Here is a 16,959-nt window from a genome sequence, read left to right as displayed (position 1 = left end):
ATAGTAAACAGGCGTTATCAGCTTTTAAATGAACAAAAAAGAATTTGTTATAACTTTCGGAAATAAACAGCGGATTTACCGGGTGGGATGCATTTAGACCAATTTCAGCAATGATTATCTGCCGGATGCATATCTTCTGGCGGATGCCCGCGAAAAACGGTCATTTTTTCAGCATTTCATGCCGATATAGCCATCCTCACATCCAGACAACTTTACGTCTTGCTGTCCTGACTTCCAAAAACGGCATTTATATTCCTTTCTGATCTAAAGAGCAGTGAATGGTTCTTTATTGAGAAAATTTCACCGCCCTATCATCCCGTCATGACATCCAGAAAGGAAAACATCATGACGATTTATCACTCCGTCACCGAACTGATTGGTCGTACCCCGCTGATCCAGCTGCATAAGCTTGATACCGGTCCCTGCTCGCTGTACCTGAAGCTGGAGAACCAGAATCCGGGCGGTTCGATTAAGGATCGCGTTGCGCTGTCGATGATTAACGAAGCGGAACGCACCGGGCAGCTGCAGCCGGGCGGCACGATTATTGAGGCCACGGCGGGCAATACCGGCCTCGGTCTGGCCCTGATCGCCGCCCAGAAAGGCTACTCGCTGATCCTGGTGGTGCCGGACAAAATGAGCCGCGAGAAGATTTTCCACCTGCGCGCGCTGGGTGCCCAGGTGGTGCTGACCCGCTCCGACGTCAACAAGGGCCATCCTGCCTATTACCAGGATTACGCCCAGCGTCTGGCGAACGAACTGCCCGGCGCGTTTTACATCGACCAGTTCAATAACGAAGCCAACCCGCTGGCGCACCGTACCACCACGGCGCCGGAACTGTATGAGCAGCTTGACGGCAAAATCGATGCCATCGTGGTGGGCGTCGGCTCAGGCGGCACGCTGGGCGGCCTGCAGGCATGGTTCGCCGAGCACTCTCCGCACACGGAGTTTGTCCTGGCTGATCCGGCCGGTTCCGTTCTGGCCGACCAGGTGGAGACCGGACGCTACCACGATGCGGGCTCCTGGCTGGTTGAGGGTATTGGCGAAGACTTTATTCCGCCGCTGGCCCACATTGAAGGGGTGAATCGCGCCTGGCGTATCACCGACCGGGAAGCGTTTATCACCGCGCGCGAGCTGCTGAAAACGGAAGGCATTCTGGCGGGCTCCTCCAGCGGCACGCTGCTGGCGGCCGCGCTGAAATATTGCCAGGCGCAGACCGCGCCGAAGCGCGTGGTGACCTTCGCCTGCGACAGCGGCAATAAATATCTCTCGAAAATGTTCAACGATGACTGGATGCGACAGCAGGGACTCATCACGCGCCCCCAGGCCGGCGATCTCTCTGACTACATTGCCCTGCGCCACGATGAAGGCGCCACCGTCACCGCCGCCCCGGACGACACGCTTTCCACCGTCCTGGCACGGATGCGTCTGTATGACATCTCCCAGCTGCCGGTGCTGGAGAACGGCAAGGTGGTGGGCATTATCGACGAGTGGGATCTCCTGCGGCACATTGGCGGCGACGGCGATCGCTTCGCGCTGCCGGTGACGGCAGCCATGACGCGTCAGGTGGAGTTCCTGGATAAACACGCGCCGGAAAGCGCCCTGAACGCCATCTTCGACCGCGGTCTGGTGGCCGTGATTAATGACAACGACCGTTTTCTCGGTCTGATTACGCGCAGCGACGTTCTGACCGCCTGGCGCAACCGTCTACAGCAATAAAGGAATCAATGATGAAAAATCTGGCCACCCTCAGCGTACACAGCGGCGAATTCAACGACCAGCACGGCGCCGTCATGCCGCCGATTTACGCCACCTCGACGTTTGCGCAACCCGCGCCCGGGGAGCATACCGGATATGAGTACTCCCGCAGCGGCAACCCTACCCGCCATGCGCTGGAAACGGCGATTGCCGAACTGGAAGGCGGCACGCGCGGCTACGCCTTTGCCTCCGGTCTGGCGGCCATCTCCACGGTGCTCGAACTGCTGGATAAAGACAGCCACATCGTCGCTATTGATGATGTATACGGCGGCACATACCGTCTGATCGAGAACGTGCGCAAGCGCAGCACCGGCCTGCAGGTCAGCTGGGTTAAACCGGACGACTTAGCCGGGCTTGAGGCCGCCATTCGCCCGGACACCCGCATGGTGTGGGTCGAGACGCCAACCAACCCGCTGCTGAAGCTGGCGGATCTGGCGGCCATCGCGGCAATCGCCCGTCGTCATAACGTCATCAGCGTGGCGGATAACACCTTCGCGTCGCCGGTGATCCATCGTCCGCTGGAGTCGGGTTTCGACATTGTGGTGCACTCCGCCACCAAATACCTGAACGGCCATTCTGACGTGGTGGCCGGGCTGGCGATTGTCGGGGACAACAAGGAACTGGCGGATAAGCTGGGCTATCTGCAAAACGCGGTGGGCGGCGTACTGGATCCGTTCAGCAGCTTCCTGACGCTGCGCGGTATCCGCACGCTTGCGTTGAGGGTCGAAAAGCACAGCACCAACGCGCTGGCGATTGCGCAATGGCTCGATCAGCATCCTCTGGTCGAAAAGGTGTTCTATCCCGGCCTGGAATCACATCCGCAATATCAGCTTGCCCGTACGCAGATGGCCCTGCCCGGCGGGATGATTTCTGTCGTGGTCAAAGGCGATGCGCAACGCGCCACCGAGGTGATTCGCAACCTGAAGCTGTTTACCCTCGCGGAGAGCCTGGGCGGCGTGGAAAGTCTGGTGAGCCAACCTTACAGCATGACGCACGCCTCGATTCCGCTGGAGCAACGTCTGGCAAACGGCATTGTGCCGCAGCTGATCCGTCTGTCAGTCGGGATTGAAGATCCCAAAGACCTGATTGCCGACCTCAGCCAGGCGCTGCAGAAATAAGCAAATGGCGGCAGGTCCATCACCTGCCGCCACAAGTTGTCATCATGGCTTAACGCCTTGATAACAATATTATGAGAAACAGCACAGATTATTTCTGAAACACCGTTTCCATTTTCCTTTTATCTTAAAATCAGCGTATAATGCGCGCCAAATCCCTGGTGAATGGTTTCAGCGCTTGGAATACAAAAAACAACGTACAACTTCTCCACTCCTTCGTTGGGCTGTCACTCAGGCACACTTTCTTCTGCACGCTCATTTGATGTCTCCTATCCTTAGTGCGTGTCATATACTCTTTTGCAACACAGGTTTGACTCCGCGGCAGTGCGCCCCCGGAGCGAGATTTCCATATCCTTCCCAACTTAAAGACTAAGACTGTCATGAAAAAGACGAAAATTGTTTGTACTATCGGCCCGAAAACCGAATCTGAAGAGATGCTGACCAAAATGCTGGACGCCGGCATGAACGTGATGCGTCTGAACTTCTCCCACGGCGATTACGCAGAACACGGTCAACGTATCCAGAACTTGCGCAACGTAATGAGCAAGACCGGTAAAAAAGCCGCGATCCTGCTGGATACCAAAGGTCCAGAAATCCGTACCATCAAACTGGAAGGCGGTAACGACGTCTCTCTGAAAGCGGGCCAGACTTTCACCTTCACCACCGACAAATCCGTTGTCGGCAACAGCGAAATCGTTGCAGTGACCTACGAAGGCTTCACCAGCGATCTGTCCGTCGGTAACACCGTGCTGGTAGACGATGGTCTGATCGGTATGGAAGTCACCGCGATCGAAGGTAACAAGGTCATCTGTAAAGTGCTGAACAACGGCGACCTGGGCGAAAACAAAGGCGTTAACCTGCCGGGCGTTTCCATCGCACTGCCAGCCCTGGCTGAAAAAGACAAACAGGACCTGATCTTCGGTTGCGAGCAAGGCGTTGACTTCGTTGCTGCCTCCTTCATCCGTAAGCGCTCCGACGTGGTTGAAATTCGTGAGCACCTGAAAGCCCACGGCGGCGAGAAGATCCAGATCATCTCCAAAATTGAAAACCAGGAAGGCCTGAACAACTTCGACGAAATCCTCGAAGCGTCTGACGGCATCATGGTTGCACGTGGCGACCTGGGCGTAGAAATCCCGGTCGAAGAAGTGATCTTCGCGCAGAAGATGATGATCGAGAAATGCGTGCGCGCGCGTAAAGTGGTTATCACCGCAACGCAGATGCTGGACTCCATGATCAAAAACCCACGCCCAACCCGCGCTGAAGCAGGCGACGTGGCAAACGCCATCCTCGACGGTACTGATGCCGTTATGCTGTCCGGCGAATCCGCGAAAGGTAAATATCCGCTGGAAGCGGTGTCCATCATGGCCACCATCTGCGAACGTACCGACCGCGTTATGAAAAGCCGTCTGGACTACAACAACGACAGCCGCAAGCTGCGCATCACCGAAGCAGTATGCCGCGGTGCTGTAGAGACGGCTGAGAAACTGGAAGCACCACTGATCGTGGTTGCCACCCAGGGCGGTAAATCTGCTCGCGCGGTGCGTAAATACTTCCCGGATGCGACTATCCTGGCGCTGACCACTAACGAAACCACTGCCCGTCAGCTGGTGCTGAGCAAAGGCGTGATCCCTCACCTGGTGAAAGAGATCGCGTCTACGGATGATTTCTACCGTCTGGGTAAAGAAGTGGCGCTGGAGCTGGTGGATCGTGGTCTGGCACAGAAAGGTGACGTTGTGGTCATGGTTTCTGGTGCGCTGGTACCAAGCGGAACCACCAATACTGCATCTGTTCACGTGCTGTAATAATTCCCGAACGAATTAATTTTGATAAAAAGCGCCCGCCGGGCGCTTTTTTTATTCCTCGCATTAGCCAAAGTCATTCAAATTGCAAATCGGGTTTTTCTATTTAATTGCGAATTATCTAAGATGAATCCGATGATAAATGCCTTTTTTTACTTAGATTTTTGCCTGAAAAGGGCTGATTCGATGCTTCTTTGAGCGAACGATCAAAAATAGGTGTATTCCCATCAAAAAAATATTCTCAACCCAAAAAACTTTGTGTAATACTTGTAACGCTACATGGAGATTAACTCAATCTAGAGGGTATTAATAATGAATCGTACTAAACTGGTACTGGGCGCGGTAATCCTGGGTTCTACTCTGCTGGCTGGTTGCTCCAGCAACGCTAAAATCGATCAGCTGTCTTCTGACGTTCAGACTCTGAACGCTAAAGTTGACCAGCTGAGCAACGACGTGAACGCAATGCGTTCCGACGTTCAGGCTGCTAAAGACGACGCAGCTCGCGCTAACCAGCGTCTGGACAACCAGGCTACTAAATACCGTAAGTAATAGTACCTGTTAATAAAATGGCGCACATTGTGCGCCATTTTTTTTGCCTGCGTCAAACCACTACTGCGTCACCTTCTCCCCTTCATCTTCCGCTACCGCTGCGGACATCCGACTGTTCTGCACCGACAACACGCTATTGCTGGCTGACGGGCCGCTGCCTGACGACACGATAACCGGGATCCCGGCGCGACGTGACAGGGCTTTATCAATCAGCGCCTTATCGCTTCCCGCCTGAGAAACAAAGGTCGCAAAGTCTGCGGAATGGGTAATGGGCGAGACCTGCGGGTTTTCTCCCTCAGCCTGCGCCAGTGGGCGGTGGACTTCAATATAGCGTTTACCATCCGGCTCCACAGAGAACTTAACAGGTTCATTGATGATCTGTACCCGCGTGCCCACCCGCACCTGTTCGAACAGGGCTTTGATGTCCGGGGCATTCATCCGCATACAGCCGGAGCTGACCCGCAGGCCGACGCTGTCCGGTGCGCTGGTGCCGTGGATGAGATATTCCCCATTGCCCACGCCTAAACGCAGTGCGAAGCGTCCCAGGGGGTTATTGGGCCCGGCAGGTACCACCGGAGGTAATTTAATTCCCTGCTCCAGAGAGCGTGCTCTGATGCCCGGCGTAGGTGTCCAAGTGGGATTCGGGATTTTCTGGCTCACGCGCGTGGTCGTGACCGGCGTTTCCAGCCCCAGCTGTCCGATGCCGAGCGGGAAGACCTGAACGATGTTTTCTCCCGGCGGGAAGTAGTAGAGCCGAAGCTCAGCGAGGTTGACCACAATGCCCTCGCGCGGCGTGTCCGGCAGCAGCATCTGCGAAGGGATGGTAATCACGGTTCCCGGCGCAGGGTTAACCGGCGCAATGGTATTGTTCGTTTCCAGGATCACCTGTGCCGCCGTATTAAACCGACGAGCGATGGTCTGCAGCTTATTATCCCCTTCCTGTATCGTGTAGGTTTGATTTTGCCCAATCAGACGACTGCCTGCGGGCGGCAACGGATAGTCCATCGCGCGGGCCGAATTAAGGGCGCCGAGCGAACTGAGGAGTAATAGAGTTATTAGAGACGCGCGCTTCATGCTGAGATTCCTTATTCACTGACAGAACGCCAGAAAGCTGAAAAACCAGCGAGGCGGGAACCACCTCGCGAAACAGAATGAATGCTGTTCTGTAAGTCTAGCTAAGGATTGCAGCTTTGGCGCGGATGGCGCGAATCATCGCTTCCAGTCCCTGGGAACGAGACGGGGTGAGGTGTTGGGTCAGAGCCATTTTTTCAAACCACGGGCGGACATCAAACGCGACAATATCCTGCGCCGACATCCGGTGATAAAGAATAAAGACGACCGCAATAAGCCCTTTTACAATGGCCGCATCGCTGTCGCCGTGCAGTTCGACAGTGCCGTCATCCGACTGCGCCATCACAATCCACACCTGGCTCTGACAGCCCTGAATAGTGTTCTCCGGGGTATGCGCCTCTTCGCTGAGCGGCGGCAAGCGCTGTCCCAGCTCAATGATATAGAGATACTTCTCTTCCCAGTTTGCGCAACGCGAGAAGTTACGCAGCAGTTTATCTTTGTCCGGCAGTTCTGCCATCTTTCGCCTCTCCGTTAGCCCAGCAACTGATGAATGCGCTTAAGCCCCGCCACCAGCCTGTCGACCTCTTCCGTTGTGTTGTACATCACCAGCGACGCGCGGCACATTGCCGGTACCTGGTAAAACGCCATTAGCGGCATGGCGCAGTGGTGCCCGGTACGGACCGCCACGCCGTAGTTATCGAGGAAACTGCCCACGTCATAGGCGTGATGTTTCCCGAGATTGAACGCGATCACCCCTTGCCGGTCGGCAGGCCCGTAGAGGGTCAGATCCGGCACGCTGGCAAGCTCCGCAAGCGCATAGTGCATCAGCAGCTGTTCGTACTCCTGAATGCTATCAAGGCCGATTGAGGAGACATAAGAAATCGCCGCTCCTAAACCGATAATCCCACCGGTATTGGGCGTGCCCGCCTCAAAACGCCACGGCGCGCGCGCATAGGTGGTGCCTTCCGTCAGGCTGACGGTGGCGATCATCGACCCGCCCCCTTCCCACGGCGGCATCGCCTGCAGGATATCTTCTTTCACATACAGCACGCCAATCCCGGTCGGCCCGTAGAGCTTGTGGCCTGAAAAGACGTAGAAATCGCAGTCCAGCGCCTGGACGTCAACCGCGTGATGCATCACCGCCTGGGCACCGTCAATCAGCACCTTCGCGCCCGCATGGTGGGCCTTTTCGACGATCTCCGCCACCGGGTTTTCCGTCCCCAGCACGTTGGAGACCTGGGTGACCGCCACCAGCCGCGTTTTATCGTCAAGCAATGCGTCTAGCTGCTCGAGCTGCAGCGTCCCGTCGGCATTCAACGGGATTACCCGCAGCTGCGCACCCACGCGCTCGCAGAGCATCTGCCACGGCACGATATTGGCGTGGTGCTCCATCTGGGTGATGATGATGTTATCCCCCGCGTGAACCTGAGCGTTGCCCCAGCTGTTAGCGACAAGGTTAATCCCTTCGGTGGTTCCGCGCACGAAGACCAGTTCTTCCGGCGAGCGGGCGTTAAGGAAGGCGGCCAGCTGCGTACGCACGTTTTCCATCCGCTGGGTCGCCTCGGCGCTCAGGGTATGAATACCGCGATGCACGGCGGCATAGCCGTGGCGATAAAACTCGGCTTCCGCATCCACCACCTGATTCGGCTTCTGCGCGCTGGCCGCGCTGTCCAGATAGGCCAGCGGCAGACCGTTTACTTCACGGGTCAAAACCGGGAAATCTGCCCGTACTTTCTCGACGGGAAAACTCATGCTTCGCCTCCAGGCAGGCGCTGACCGATCCGATCCAGCACCTGCAGTTTTAACTGACCATCGTGCAGCGCTTCCGTCAGTTCGGCGGCAAACGCGTAGATAATCATTTTCTGCGCCGCCTGCTGGTCGATGCCGCGCGAGCGCAGGTAGAACATCTGCTCGTCGTCGATTCGCCCGACCGTCGCACCGTGGCTGCATTTCACGTCATCGGCGTAGATCTCCAGCTGTGGTTTAGTGTCCACTTCCGCCAGGCGGCCTAACAGCAGATTATTGTTGGTCATCTGCCCGTCGGTTTTAATGGCGTGCTGCGCCACGTTAATCAGTCCGTTAAACACCGCGCGGCCTTTATCACTGACGATGGTTTTGTGCAGCTGGCGGCTGTTGCAGTAGCCTTTGTTGTGCTCCAGCCAGGTGCGCGTGTCGCACACTTCCGATTTAACCGGCATCGCCAGGCTGTTGATGCGCAGCGTGGTGTTTTCACCGTTAAGCTGCGTGCTGGTATTGTGGCGCAGCACCGCCCCGCCGAGCAGGAAGCTGTGGCTGTACGCCGCGGCATCCTGACCCAGGACAATGTCGTTATGGGCAAAGTGGTGGCTCTGCGCATTCTCAAACGCCAGCTTGACATGATGAAGCTGCGCATTCGCGGCAACATTCATCGTCAGACGCGATCCGGTAAAGTGACGCGTCTCATTGAGGCTGACGTAATGTTCGATGACCGTGGCCTCCGCCCCCTCCGCCAGCTCCAGATGGTGGCGATAGTGCGCGGTATTGATTTCATCGCCGTTCAGCCCCTGAGTGATGTGCATCAGCAGCAGCGGTTTTGCTGGACGCTGGTTACGCTTCACGCGGATGTGCGTCACGCTGCGGGCCAGACTCTCGGTCAGGTGCAGGAAGACCTCAGGCTGAACCGGGGCGCTCAGGCGCTGGCGATCGTCGTTTATCTCAATCTCAAAGCCGCTCTCCTGAACCGTGTCGCTCAGTTCCGGACGGAACTGACCGTCGACGAACACCAGGCGCAGGGCATCGACACGCAAGGCCAGCGCGTCGCGCTGTGCCGGGGTGAGATCCGCCTGGCGGGTCACAAACTCGGCGTTCAGCAGGCCATCAAGCGGGGTGTATTTCCAGTTCTCATGCTTACGCGTCGGCAACCCGAGACGCAGCATTTGCTGAAGATGCTGCTGCGCCTGCTCGGAGCGCGTGCCCCCCTGGACCTCAAACAGCCGGTGCCACTGCTGGAGCGCATTACTGCTGTTCGGTAAGCCAGCCATAACCCTGCTCCTCCAGTTGTTTAACCAGCGTGAAATCACCGGATTTCACAATACGCCCCTGGTAAAGCACGTGGACGTAATCCGGCTTGATGTAGTCCAGAATGCGCTGGTAGTGGGTGACAATAATGAACGAACGCTTGCCGTCGCGCAGGGAGTTCACCCCGTCAGCGACAATCTTCAGGGCGTCGATGTCCAGACCGGAGTCGGTCTCATCCAGAATGCACAGCTCGGGTTCCAGAACCGCCATCTGCAGAATATCGTTACGCTTTTTCTCACCGCCGGAAAAACCAACGTTCACCGAGCGGGTCAGCAGATCTTCCGGCATTTTCAGCAGCTTAATCTTCTCTTCCATCAGATCCTGGAAGTCGAAGCGGTCCAGCGCCTCCAGCCCGCGATACTTACGCACCGCATTCAGCGCCGTCTGCAGGAAGAACTGGTTGCTGACGCCCGGAATTTCGACCGGGTACTGGAAGGCCATAAAGATGCCCTCTCCCGCACGATCTTCCGGCGACATCTCCAGCAGATCTTTGCCGTTAAACTCGACCGAGCCGTGGGTCACCTCATAATCTTCGCGCCCCGCCAGCGTTGCAGAAAGCGTACTTTTCCCGGAACCGTTCGGCCCCATGATGGCGTGGACCTCCCCCGGCTTGACGTCAAAATTGAGGCCACGCAGGATGGCTTTGTCTTCTACGCTGACCTGTAAATCTTTAATGCTTAACATGTGCTTTCCTTAACCGACGCTGTGTTCAAGACTAATGGCGAGGAGTTTCTGGGCTTCAACGGCAAATTCCAGCGGCAGTTCAGAGAACACATCCTTACAGAAGCCGTTAACGATCATCGAGATGGCGTCTTCTTCGCTGATCCCGCGCTGCAGGCAGTAGAAGAGCTGATCTTCCCCTATCCGCGACGTGGTCGCCTCGTGTTCAAGCTGGGCCGTGTTATTACGGCATTCGACGTACGGGAAGGTATGCGCCCCGCAATCTGCGCCAATCAGCATCGAGTCACACTGGGTGAAGTTTCGCGCATTGGTGGCCGTCGGCATGATTTTCACCAGCCCGCGATAGCTGTTCTGGCTGTGACCGGCGGAGATGCCTTTCGAGATAATGGTCGATTTGGTGTTTTTACCAATGTGGATCATCTTGGTGCCGGTATCCGCCTGCTGATGGCCGCTGGTGAGCGCCACCGAGTAAAACTCGCCGATGGAGTTATCCCCGCGCAGAATGCAGCTCGGGTATTTCCAGGTGATGGCCGAGCCGGTTTCGGACTGGGTCCACGACATCTTGCTGTTTTCGCCTTCACAGAGCGCGCGCTTGGTGACGAAGTTCAGAATACCGCCGGTATTGCCGTCGCCCGGGAACCAGTTTTGCACCGTGGAGTATTTCACCTCGGCATCTTTGTGGATGATGACCTCCACCACCGCCGCGTGCAGCTGATAGCTGTCGCGGACCGGGGCGGAGCACCCTTCTATATAGCTGACGTAGCTGCCTTCATCTGCAACCAGAATCGTGCGTTCGAACTGGCCGGTTTTTTCGGCATTGATGCGGAAATAGGTGGAAAGCTCCATCGGACAGCGCACACCTTTCGGCACGTAGATAAAGGTGCCGTCCGAGGCCACCGCCGCGTTAAGCGCTGCAAAGAAGTTATCGTTTGAAGGCACTACGGTCCCGATGTACTTTTTCACCAGCTCCGGATGATCGTGAATCGCTTCGCCGAAGGAGCAGAAAATGATCCCCTGCTCTGCCAGCTTCTCGCGGTAGGTGGTTGCCACCGAGACGGAGTCGAAAATGGCGTCCACCGCCACCTCTTTCCCTTCGCGCACAGGCACGCCCAGCTGATTAAAGGCTTCTTCCACCTCTTTGCTGAGGAAGCTGTTCTCCGCGCCGGTTTGCTGCACCGCGCCGGGCTGCGAGGCGCAGGTGTCGTCACAGCTGCCGCAGGAGGGCGCAGAGTAGTAGCTGTAATCCTGATAGTTCAGCTTGTCATAATGTGCTTTCAGCCAGTGCGGCTCTTCCATCTCCAGCCAGGCACGGAAGGCGCTCAGGCGAAACTCCAGCATCCACTCCGGCTCATTACGTTTCGCCGAGATCGCACGCACGACATCTTCATTGATGCCTTTTGCCAGCTCATCGGTCTGCAGCTGGGTGAAGAACCCCTCTTTATAGTTGAGGTGCCCACCGCTCCAGGTATTTACTTCACTCGTTGCTTCAGTATTACGAGACATAGTTCCGCCTATACCCCAAAGCTTTCGCCGCAGCCGCATTCGTTCTGGGCTTTCGGGTTATGAAATTTGAATAACTGGTTTAAGCCTTCGCGGACGTAGTCCACTTCGGTGCCGTCGATAAACGGCATGGCCTGCAGCGCGACGTACAGTTTCGCGCCGTCGGTCTCGAATACCAGGTCATCTTTCTCGGGTTCGGTGACGGTATCGAGCACGTAGCCAAAACCCGCGCAGCCGGTCTGTTTGACACCCAAACGCACGCCGAGGATCTCGGGCTTTTTCGCCACCAGCTCGTGAATATGTGCCGCCGCCGCTGGCGTGAGCGTTAACCCGCGCCAGGCAAAATCGGCTGGATTAAAGGTTTCTGAATGCAGTTCCATAGGTCCACCTCATCTGATAAGCCATCAGGGCATAACACCATGTTAGTGATAACGATTATCACTTCAACCCTCTGTCAGCAGGGGCATTCGGTTAAACCGCCCTTTTTGCCTACTTTTATTAAGCATAGACCCTGTGGCAGGATGCAGGCAGGATGGATTTAATTGTTCAATGCATTGATTAATAATGCATTTCGTTGTGGCATTTTTGACGGAGAGGAGAAAAGTAAAATATGCATCGGAAATGCCTATTTTTGAGATAGCCTCTTTGATTGTCGTGAACTCAGTCTAACAGATGCGATTTGGCGCACTAAAAGAAGGCCAGGGCTTCAGGTGCCCGGCCAGCAAGCGCTCCTCAGCAGTAGACAACCTGTTGATGCGAGTCTTTTTCTGAAAATCATACGCACACTCTGGAACACATTATTAATCACTGTAGCATTAACCACACTCTTGCAAAGGAAGTAAGGTGGCATATGGCGTTACAGGGGATGATGATTCATAACGCGCTAATGAGTACATCGCTTATTCAGGTTCCATGCATGCAGTCACTCATGGCGCGAGGATGGGTGGAGGTAGTAGCGGGTGGCTACATTAAAAAACCTTGCTCGTAGGGCAAGTAAAATTATTTACTTTCTCATTTTATTACTCGCTCTTGGTCATATGCTACCAGGCCCGGAGTTATATATTAACTATGATGTAGCCAGAACAACAGCAATCATTATCGCCGGAAATGAAAATGCAGAATCAATGTATGATGCCTATTCACTTATTGACTGGCTTACAATGCTAATTATCGCTACCCCTCTCTATATTTTAACAATGAAGTTAATCAAAAATTAAGGAGACAATAAAATGCCTATACCTCCCTATATGTGGCTTAAAGACGATGGCGGTGCAGATATCAAAGGATCTGTTGATGTACAAGATCGTGAAGGTAGTATTGAAATTATCGGTCTGAGCCACGGTATAAATTTACCCGTTGACAGCGCAAACGGCAAAATCACCGGCACCCGCCAGCACACATCCATGATGATCGAGAAAGAAGTTGATAGCTCTACGCCATATCTTTACAAGGCTGCAGCAACTGGGCAGACGCTGAAAAGCGCAGAAATAAGGTTTTATCACATCAATGATGCAGGTCAGGAGGTTTGCTACTACACCGTTCTTATGCAGAATGTGAAATTAACTGGAGTCCACTGTAGCGTCCCGAATATTAAGCTGGCGGGGAACGATAAAATGAATCACATAGAAAGTGTCAGCATTCAATATGAAAAAATCACCTGGAGAATTCTTGACGGTAATATTCAATTTTCAGATGCATGGAATGAGCGCCATACTCGCTGAGTATTAATAAGGGGGCACCGTCCCCTGTTGAACAAGTTGCCGACAGCAAAGCCCCCAGAAAAAAGCAGATGCCGTTTAAAATTAACCGGGTAAATCTCATCCGCAGGAATAATGCCTATTCTTAAGATAGCTTTTTGCAAGGAAAGTGACAAAGACAAAAAAGGCCCTTAAGGCCTCTTACACTCAGTGATGAAATGAGACAGCAAACCCCTGCTCACGCCAGTGGTCAAGCTGTTCCTGCTGGCGAGGCGTTGGGGATTTCCCCGTCCAGACAAAGATTTTTTGCCCCGGGAAGAGTTCAGGACGCGGCGAGTCAATGGGCTCTGCCAGCACGTCAATGTGCCAGCCCTTTTGCGACAGGCGCGCGGCTTCCAGCCACAGGTGGGTGCGGTCATCACATTCCCAGCCAATCAGGAGCGCGTCTTTGCCGGCTTTTTTGCGGGACTCCGCCAGGCTTGCAATCGCAAACTCGATCAGTACGCCGTCAAACAGGCTCGCCATATGACGCACGGTATTTTGATCCTGGTTCATACGCTGACGGACCGGAGAGATAATATTGTCAATCAGCGCATCCATCGCGTGATCGCGGCGGAATTCACCTATTTTGGCCCGCAGCTTTGCAGGACTGGCGTAGCGCAGAACGGTCATCATCTCTTCCTGGAATGAGGCCCAGTTGCCCTGCGTCGGCACTTCCTTGTTTTCCAGCAAGGCTTTAACTTTTCCGACCGAAACGCCGCTTTTCATCAGGCGTTTGATCTCTTCAATGCGCAGGATATCTTCATCGTCAAACTGACGATGACCCCCTTCGCTGCGCTGCGGCTTCAATAATCCATAGCGGCGCTGCCAGGCACGCAGCGTAACGGGGTTGATACCGCATCGTTCGGCCACTTCGCCGATACTGTAATAGGCCATTAACTCCCTCACGCTCAGAACTTCCATACCTAACTGCACCAACCTTATCAGATTGTACACATCATTTGTATAACTAAGACCGCATTTTGAACGGGTGAACGGGCTTCTTTTCCATCCACCTGTTAATACATTGTTGTATAAAATTTGCCGTTCGTACAGTTAAGTCTGCCGGATTGTGTACAGCTTTATCCGAAGTCGAACTTTTTCTCCGGCCACGCAATCGCGGGAATACCCCCGTGTCTTGGGCTGGCAAAAAGATGTCCCTGGAACTGGGAAATCCCCGCGGACTCCAGCCACATCCACTCTTCCGCCCTCTCTACCCCCACCGCGCAGAACTGGATCTCAAGCGAGGAACAGCATTTGATAATCGCCTGAATAATGGCCTGACGAGGGCCACTTTTATGCACGTTCGCGACCAGATCGCGATTAATCTTAATTCTGTCCGGCTGGAACTGGGCCAGCAGCTGCAGCCCGGCAAAACCGGCACCAAAGTGATCAATCGTCACGCTGATACCCGCGCTTTTTAGCTGCCTGACCGAATCCGTGAATTCATCGAAACGAGATATAGCTTCGCTCTCGGTAAACTCCACCACGATTTGTTCGGGTACAAACCCATTTGCCTCAATCGCGGTGAGCAGGAAATCCACGGCGTTGGGAATGTTGACCAGCGTCATGGGCAGCAGGTTCAGGGATAACGTCTGGTCCTGTAGCCCCAGCGCGCTGGCCATAGAAAGTGCCACCTGCTTGCTTTGCAAATCTGACGTGTACACTTCGTCATGCGGGCGGCTGGCGAAATATGCCCCCGGCGAGTCACCGTCAGGAGTGCGCAGAAGCGCCTCCCAGGAGACGACCTGCTGCATAAACGGGTCGACTATCGGCTGGAACGCAAAGCTGCAATCCGCCCCTTTCGCGACCACCTCAGGCTGCGCGGACAGGCGCGTTTCTTCGCGAACGAATTCCCAGGAATCCGCAGGCGGCAGTTCAAAATAGTTCGCTTTTTCCGTGGCCTCAACAAAGGTGCGGAAAAACTGCAGCGGGCGGTCGTTATAGGTCAACTGGTAGCGTGTCGTCCCCTTATTGAGCACCTGTTGCAGCACCTCGTCCCTGTCGAAGTGGCGTAAGTCAAAAAGCTCCATGCCCACGTTGCCAAAACGCCGGACAGGGCCGTGATCGCGCATTAACTCGACCACGTTATGGTGGCGCGGGTCGTTGCAGATCTGCTCATAGATAGCAGAAACCTGCTCCACCGGCCCTTCAAGCAATTGAAAAAAGTGTGTGCCGTTAAACAGCAAGATCCCCGTGACATTGGATTGCCGATTTTTACGATTTGCAGCAGCGACCATTGATTCCAGCGCTTTCACCGGAACGTCCTCGCAGATATGACTGCGGTAAATGATGGTTGTGAGCATGCTTTTCCTGGGGTTAGGGTTTTGGCCACAGTAGACGTGGGTAATTTTTACTTATAGCACATTAATTGCCTGACAAATAATTTACATCTCAATCATTTACGGCAGTTGATGGGACCGTTCTTCTCGATTGTATAACTTACCAGCGCCCGACCTTTTTGTACAATATATCCTGTCACATTACCGATTCATGACAAGCCAGTAACACAATGAAAATAAAGTAATTTATAAAATATATCATAAAAACATTAAAAATCTGTACATTTTATATGTACAGATTTAGGAATTGTGTATACCTTAATTGTAACGTTAGTGATTACAAAATTTTACAGGAGCGAAACATGCAGCAGAAAGGTTACGCCACAGATTCCGCAGCAGCAATCGCACAGTACTTCGAAAAAGCCGCGCTCCCTACCCAGCAGGAGACGCTGGGCCAGGTGGTTGTAGAAATTCTCAGCGACGGGCGAAACCTAAATCGCAAATCGCTCTGTACCAAACTGCTCAGCCGCCTCGAAAAGGCCGATGGCCCGGAAGAGGAAGAGCATTACCACATGCTGCTTGGTCTGCTCTTCGAACGGTAACGTGATGAATAGCAGTGACGCAGACCGACTGATCGACACGCTTATCGGTGAAGCCGTTCTTTCTCTTCTGAAAGAGCGGGGGCCAGTGACAACCGAAGGATTGCTGCAGCGTCTGCGGGTAATGAAAGAGCATGAAAAGGATCCCCAGCGGCGGGAGACACTTGCGGTGGTGATTGCCGAGATCGGCTCAAACAGCATCGCCTTTACACGTCGCAGAACCGCGCAAGGACGAACGAACAGAGAGGGACCTCTCAACGATAACCGAGACAATGTAGTGCCGTTATTTGGAAGTGGAAAACCGTCCGACCCCAAAAAAATACATTGACTGCAATTTAACAGCTACGGTGAGAACAAATGAGACAAAATATTCAGCTTCAACCCGAATACCATTCTGCTTTTTTAGACAGTGCGCTGTCGGAATATTTCCGTCACGCAGGCGATCGTTTTGCTGAAGAGTCCGCTGTTTTTTCTACTGCAGTACGCTGTGTTCTGGCCTCCGAAGGTCATCTGTCCAATAAAGCGATCATCCTCTGGCTCATTCAGACGCTGGAAGCCACTAACGACGTGGTTCAGGCGGATGTGATTCGTAAGACGCTGGAAATCGTGGTGGGTTACACGATGGACGATCTCTAAGCTCCTGCTCGCTACGCCCCTAACGTGTCATCGTCAAAACTGACGATCGGCCTGACGATGACACGCGTCTTTCCCGCTTAACACCCTGTAAAACCAGCAAAGCCAACCTGGCACGGTTCCTGCTTAACACCGTTTACGGGACTGGGTTTTCCAGTCAACTTTGCTTCATTTCTTAACAG

General features: G+C 54.3%; 19 protein-coding genes and 1 pseudogene. 11 read left to right on the top strand and 9 right to left on the bottom strand.

The annotated features are described in order from the left end of the window. Positions 1–345: 345 nt before the first annotated feature. The 5 genes from AC0TNG_RS16230 (at position 346) to lpp (ending at position 5,218) form a co-directional block, all read left to right on the top strand. Positions 346–1,716: a pyridoxal-phosphate dependent enzyme gene (locus AC0TNG_RS16230; protein WP_463726836.1), complete on the top strand. Its 1,371-nt coding sequence runs from the start codon at positions 346–348 to the stop codon at positions 1,714–1,716. Between the two features lie 11 nt (positions 1,717–1,727). After that, a complete protein-coding gene (locus AC0TNG_RS16225) occupies positions 1,728–2,873 on the top strand; it encodes a trans-sulfuration enzyme family protein (RefSeq protein WP_024909385.1) in 1,146 nt (381 codons plus the stop codon). Between the two features lie 175 nt (positions 2,874–3,048). Then, positions 3,049–3,243: a protein YnhH gene (gene ynhH / locus AC0TNG_RS16220; protein ID WP_443112201.1), complete on the top strand. Its 195-nt coding sequence runs from the start codon at positions 3,049–3,051 to the stop codon at positions 3,241–3,243. 7 nt (positions 3,244–3,250) lie between these two features. After that, a complete protein-coding gene (pykF, locus tag AC0TNG_RS16215; RefSeq protein ID WP_023335415.1) occupies positions 3,251–4,672 on the top strand; it encodes a pyruvate kinase PykF in 1,422 nt (473 codons plus the stop codon). Between the two features lie 309 nt (positions 4,673–4,981). Continuing rightward, positions 4,982–5,218 carry a murein lipoprotein Lpp gene (lpp, locus tag AC0TNG_RS16210; RefSeq protein ID WP_001082307.1) on the top strand — a complete coding sequence of 79 codons (237 nt, stop codon included), beginning with the start codon at positions 4,982–4,984 and terminating at the stop codon, positions 5,216–5,218. Positions 5,219–5,278: 60 nt separating this feature from the next. On the opposite strand, the gene ldtE is transcribed toward lpp, so the two are convergent. The 7 genes from ldtE to sufA all read right to left on the bottom strand — a co-directional run bounded on the left by ldtE (position 5,279) and on the right by sufA (position 11,907). After that, positions 5,279–6,292 (bottom strand): L,D-transpeptidase LdtE, encoded by a 1,014-nt coding sequence (gene ldtE, locus AC0TNG_RS16205; RefSeq protein WP_090417262.1) that lies wholly within the window; start codon positions 6,290–6,292, stop codon positions 5,279–5,281. Between the two features lie 97 nt (positions 6,293–6,389). Then, positions 6,390–6,806, bottom strand: a complete 417-nt coding sequence (sufE, locus tag AC0TNG_RS16200) for a cysteine desulfuration protein SufE (protein WP_148769565.1) — start codon at positions 6,804–6,806, stop codon at positions 6,390–6,392. Between the two features lie 14 nt (positions 6,807–6,820). After that, positions 6,821–8,041, bottom strand: coding sequence for a cysteine desulfurase SufS (gene sufS / locus AC0TNG_RS16195; RefSeq protein ID WP_290094801.1), 1,221 nt, complete (start codon positions 8,039–8,041; stop codon positions 6,821–6,823). Beyond that, complete coding sequence (gene sufD, locus AC0TNG_RS16190) at positions 8,038–9,309, bottom strand: Fe-S cluster assembly protein SufD (protein ID WP_157189005.1); 1,272 nt, start codon at positions 9,307–9,309, stop codon at positions 8,038–8,040. Before sufD ends, sufS begins: the two co-directional genes overlap by 4 nt. After that, positions 9,284–10,030 carry a Fe-S cluster assembly ATPase SufC gene (sufC, locus tag AC0TNG_RS16185; protein ID WP_014831592.1) on the bottom strand — a complete coding sequence of 249 codons (747 nt, stop codon included), beginning with the start codon at positions 10,028–10,030 and terminating at the stop codon, positions 9,284–9,286. Before sufC ends, sufD begins: the two co-directional genes overlap by 26 nt. A gap of 9 nt (positions 10,031–10,039) precedes the next feature. Beyond that, the gene (gene sufB, locus AC0TNG_RS16180; RefSeq protein WP_024909392.1) at positions 10,040–11,530 is read right to left on the bottom strand and encodes a Fe-S cluster assembly protein SufB; all 1,491 of its coding nucleotides are present in this window, start codon (positions 11,528–11,530) and stop codon (positions 10,040–10,042) included. Positions 11,531–11,538: 8 nt separating this feature from the next. After that, complete coding sequence (gene sufA, locus AC0TNG_RS16175) at positions 11,539–11,907, bottom strand: Fe-S cluster assembly scaffold SufA (protein ID WP_008500631.1); 369 nt, start codon at positions 11,905–11,907, stop codon at positions 11,539–11,541. Between the two features lie 488 nt (positions 11,908–12,395). Between sufA and AC0TNG_RS16170 the strand changes: the two are divergent. From AC0TNG_RS16170 to AC0TNG_RS16160, 3 genes and pseudogenes are all read left to right on the top strand, one after another. After that, positions 12,396–12,515, top strand: a pseudogene (locus tag AC0TNG_RS16170) (DUF2778 domain-containing protein); the annotation flags it as partial. Continuing rightward, entirely contained in the window at positions 12,487–12,744 is a 258-nt protein-coding gene (locus tag AC0TNG_RS16165) for a hypothetical protein (RefSeq protein ID WP_075201550.1), read from the top strand. The pseudogene AC0TNG_RS16170 and the gene AC0TNG_RS16165, both read left to right, overlap by 29 nt. A gap of 12 nt (positions 12,745–12,756) precedes the next feature. Further along, positions 12,757–13,248 (top strand): Hcp family type VI secretion system effector, encoded by a 492-nt coding sequence (locus AC0TNG_RS16160; protein ID WP_417927258.1) that lies wholly within the window; start codon positions 12,757–12,759, stop codon positions 13,246–13,248. A gap of 183 nt (positions 13,249–13,431) precedes the next feature. Here AC0TNG_RS16160 and AC0TNG_RS16155 read toward each other — a convergent pair whose 3' ends face one another. Together AC0TNG_RS16155 and AC0TNG_RS16150 are read right to left on the bottom strand one after the other, a co-directional pair. Beyond that, positions 13,432–14,160 (bottom strand): MerR family transcriptional regulator, encoded by a 729-nt coding sequence (locus tag AC0TNG_RS16155; RefSeq protein ID WP_024909395.1) that lies wholly within the window; start codon positions 14,158–14,160, stop codon positions 13,432–13,434. Positions 14,161–14,345: 185 nt separating this feature from the next. Next, positions 14,346–15,569: a diguanylate phosphodiesterase gene (locus tag AC0TNG_RS16150; protein ID WP_024909396.1), complete on the bottom strand. Its 1,224-nt coding sequence runs from the start codon at positions 15,567–15,569 to the stop codon at positions 14,346–14,348. Between the two features lie 338 nt (positions 15,570–15,907). Here AC0TNG_RS16150 and ycgZ point away from each other — a divergent pair, with 338 nt between their 5' ends. Genes ycgZ through AC0TNG_RS16135 form a run of 3 tightly spaced genes read left to right on the top strand, consistent with a single transcriptional unit; the run spans position 15,908 to position 16,780 of the window. Beyond that, the gene (gene ycgZ / locus AC0TNG_RS16145; RefSeq protein WP_024909397.1) at positions 15,908–16,147 is read left to right on the top strand and encodes a regulatory protein YcgZ; all 240 of its coding nucleotides are present in this window, start codon (positions 15,908–15,910) and stop codon (positions 16,145–16,147) included. A gap of 4 nt (positions 16,148–16,151) precedes the next feature. Next, the gene (locus AC0TNG_RS16140) at positions 16,152–16,472 is read left to right on the top strand and encodes a hypothetical protein (RefSeq protein ID WP_024909398.1); all 321 of its coding nucleotides are present in this window, start codon (positions 16,152–16,154) and stop codon (positions 16,470–16,472) included. Positions 16,473–16,501: 29 nt separating this feature from the next. Further along, on the top strand, positions 16,502–16,780 hold the full coding sequence (locus tag AC0TNG_RS16135; protein ID WP_023617825.1) for a biofilm development regulator YmgB/AriR family protein: 279 nt from the start codon (positions 16,502–16,504) through the stop codon (positions 16,778–16,780). Positions 16,781–16,959 lie beyond the last annotated feature (179 nt).

The sequence above is a fragment of the Enterobacter sp. PL_is514 genome, assembly GCF_055816715.1.
This window is presented reverse-complemented; position numbering and strand designations above follow the sequence as displayed.

Excerpts from the sequence above, each read along its gene's own strand:
- AC0TNG_RS16160 (WP_417927258.1), top strand. The coding sequence starts at position 12,757 with ATGCCTATACCTCCCTATATGTGGCTTAAAGACGATGGCGGTGCAGAT.
- AC0TNG_RS16150 (WP_024909396.1), bottom strand. The coding sequence starts at position 15,569 with ATGCTCACAACCATCATTTACCGCAGTCATATCTGCGAGGACGTTCCG.
- sufE (WP_148769565.1), bottom strand. The coding sequence starts at position 6,806 with ATGGCAGAACTGCCGGACAAAGATAAACTGCTGCGTAACTTCTCGCGT.
- sufA (WP_008500631.1), bottom strand. The coding sequence starts at position 11,907 with ATGGAACTGCATTCAGAAACCTTTAATCCAGCCGATTTTGCCTGGCGC.
- AC0TNG_RS16135 (WP_023617825.1), top strand. The coding sequence starts at position 16,502 with ATGAGACAAAATATTCAGCTTCAACCCGAATACCATTCTGCTTTTTTA.
- ycgZ (WP_024909397.1), top strand. The coding sequence starts at position 15,908 with ATGCAGCAGAAAGGTTACGCCACAGATTCCGCAGCAGCAATCGCACAG.
- lpp (WP_001082307.1), top strand. The coding sequence starts at position 4,982 with ATGAATCGTACTAAACTGGTACTGGGCGCGGTAATCCTGGGTTCTACT.
- AC0TNG_RS16155 (WP_024909395.1), bottom strand. The coding sequence starts at position 14,160 with ATGGCCTATTACAGTATCGGCGAAGTGGCCGAACGATGCGGTATCAAC.
- AC0TNG_RS16230 (WP_463726836.1), top strand. The coding sequence starts at position 346 with ATGACGATTTATCACTCCGTCACCGAACTGATTGGTCGTACCCCGCTG.
- AC0TNG_RS16140 (WP_024909398.1), top strand. The coding sequence starts at position 16,152 with ATGAATAGCAGTGACGCAGACCGACTGATCGACACGCTTATCGGTGAA.
- AC0TNG_RS16225 (WP_024909385.1), top strand. The coding sequence starts at position 1,728 with ATGAAAAATCTGGCCACCCTCAGCGTACACAGCGGCGAATTCAACGAC.
- ldtE (WP_090417262.1), bottom strand. The coding sequence starts at position 6,292 with ATGAAGCGCGCGTCTCTAATAACTCTATTACTCCTCAGTTCGCTCGGC.
- sufS (WP_290094801.1), bottom strand. The coding sequence starts at position 8,041 with ATGAGTTTTCCCGTCGAGAAAGTACGGGCAGATTTCCCGGTTTTGACC.
- pykF (WP_023335415.1), top strand. The coding sequence starts at position 3,251 with ATGAAAAAGACGAAAATTGTTTGTACTATCGGCCCGAAAACCGAATCT.
- sufC (WP_014831592.1), bottom strand. The coding sequence starts at position 10,030 with ATGTTAAGCATTAAAGATTTACAGGTCAGCGTAGAAGACAAAGCCATC.
- sufD (WP_157189005.1), bottom strand. The coding sequence starts at position 9,309 with ATGGCTGGCTTACCGAACAGCAGTAATGCGCTCCAGCAGTGGCACCGG.
- sufB (WP_024909392.1), bottom strand. The coding sequence starts at position 11,530 with ATGTCTCGTAATACTGAAGCAACGAGTGAAGTAAATACCTGGAGCGGT.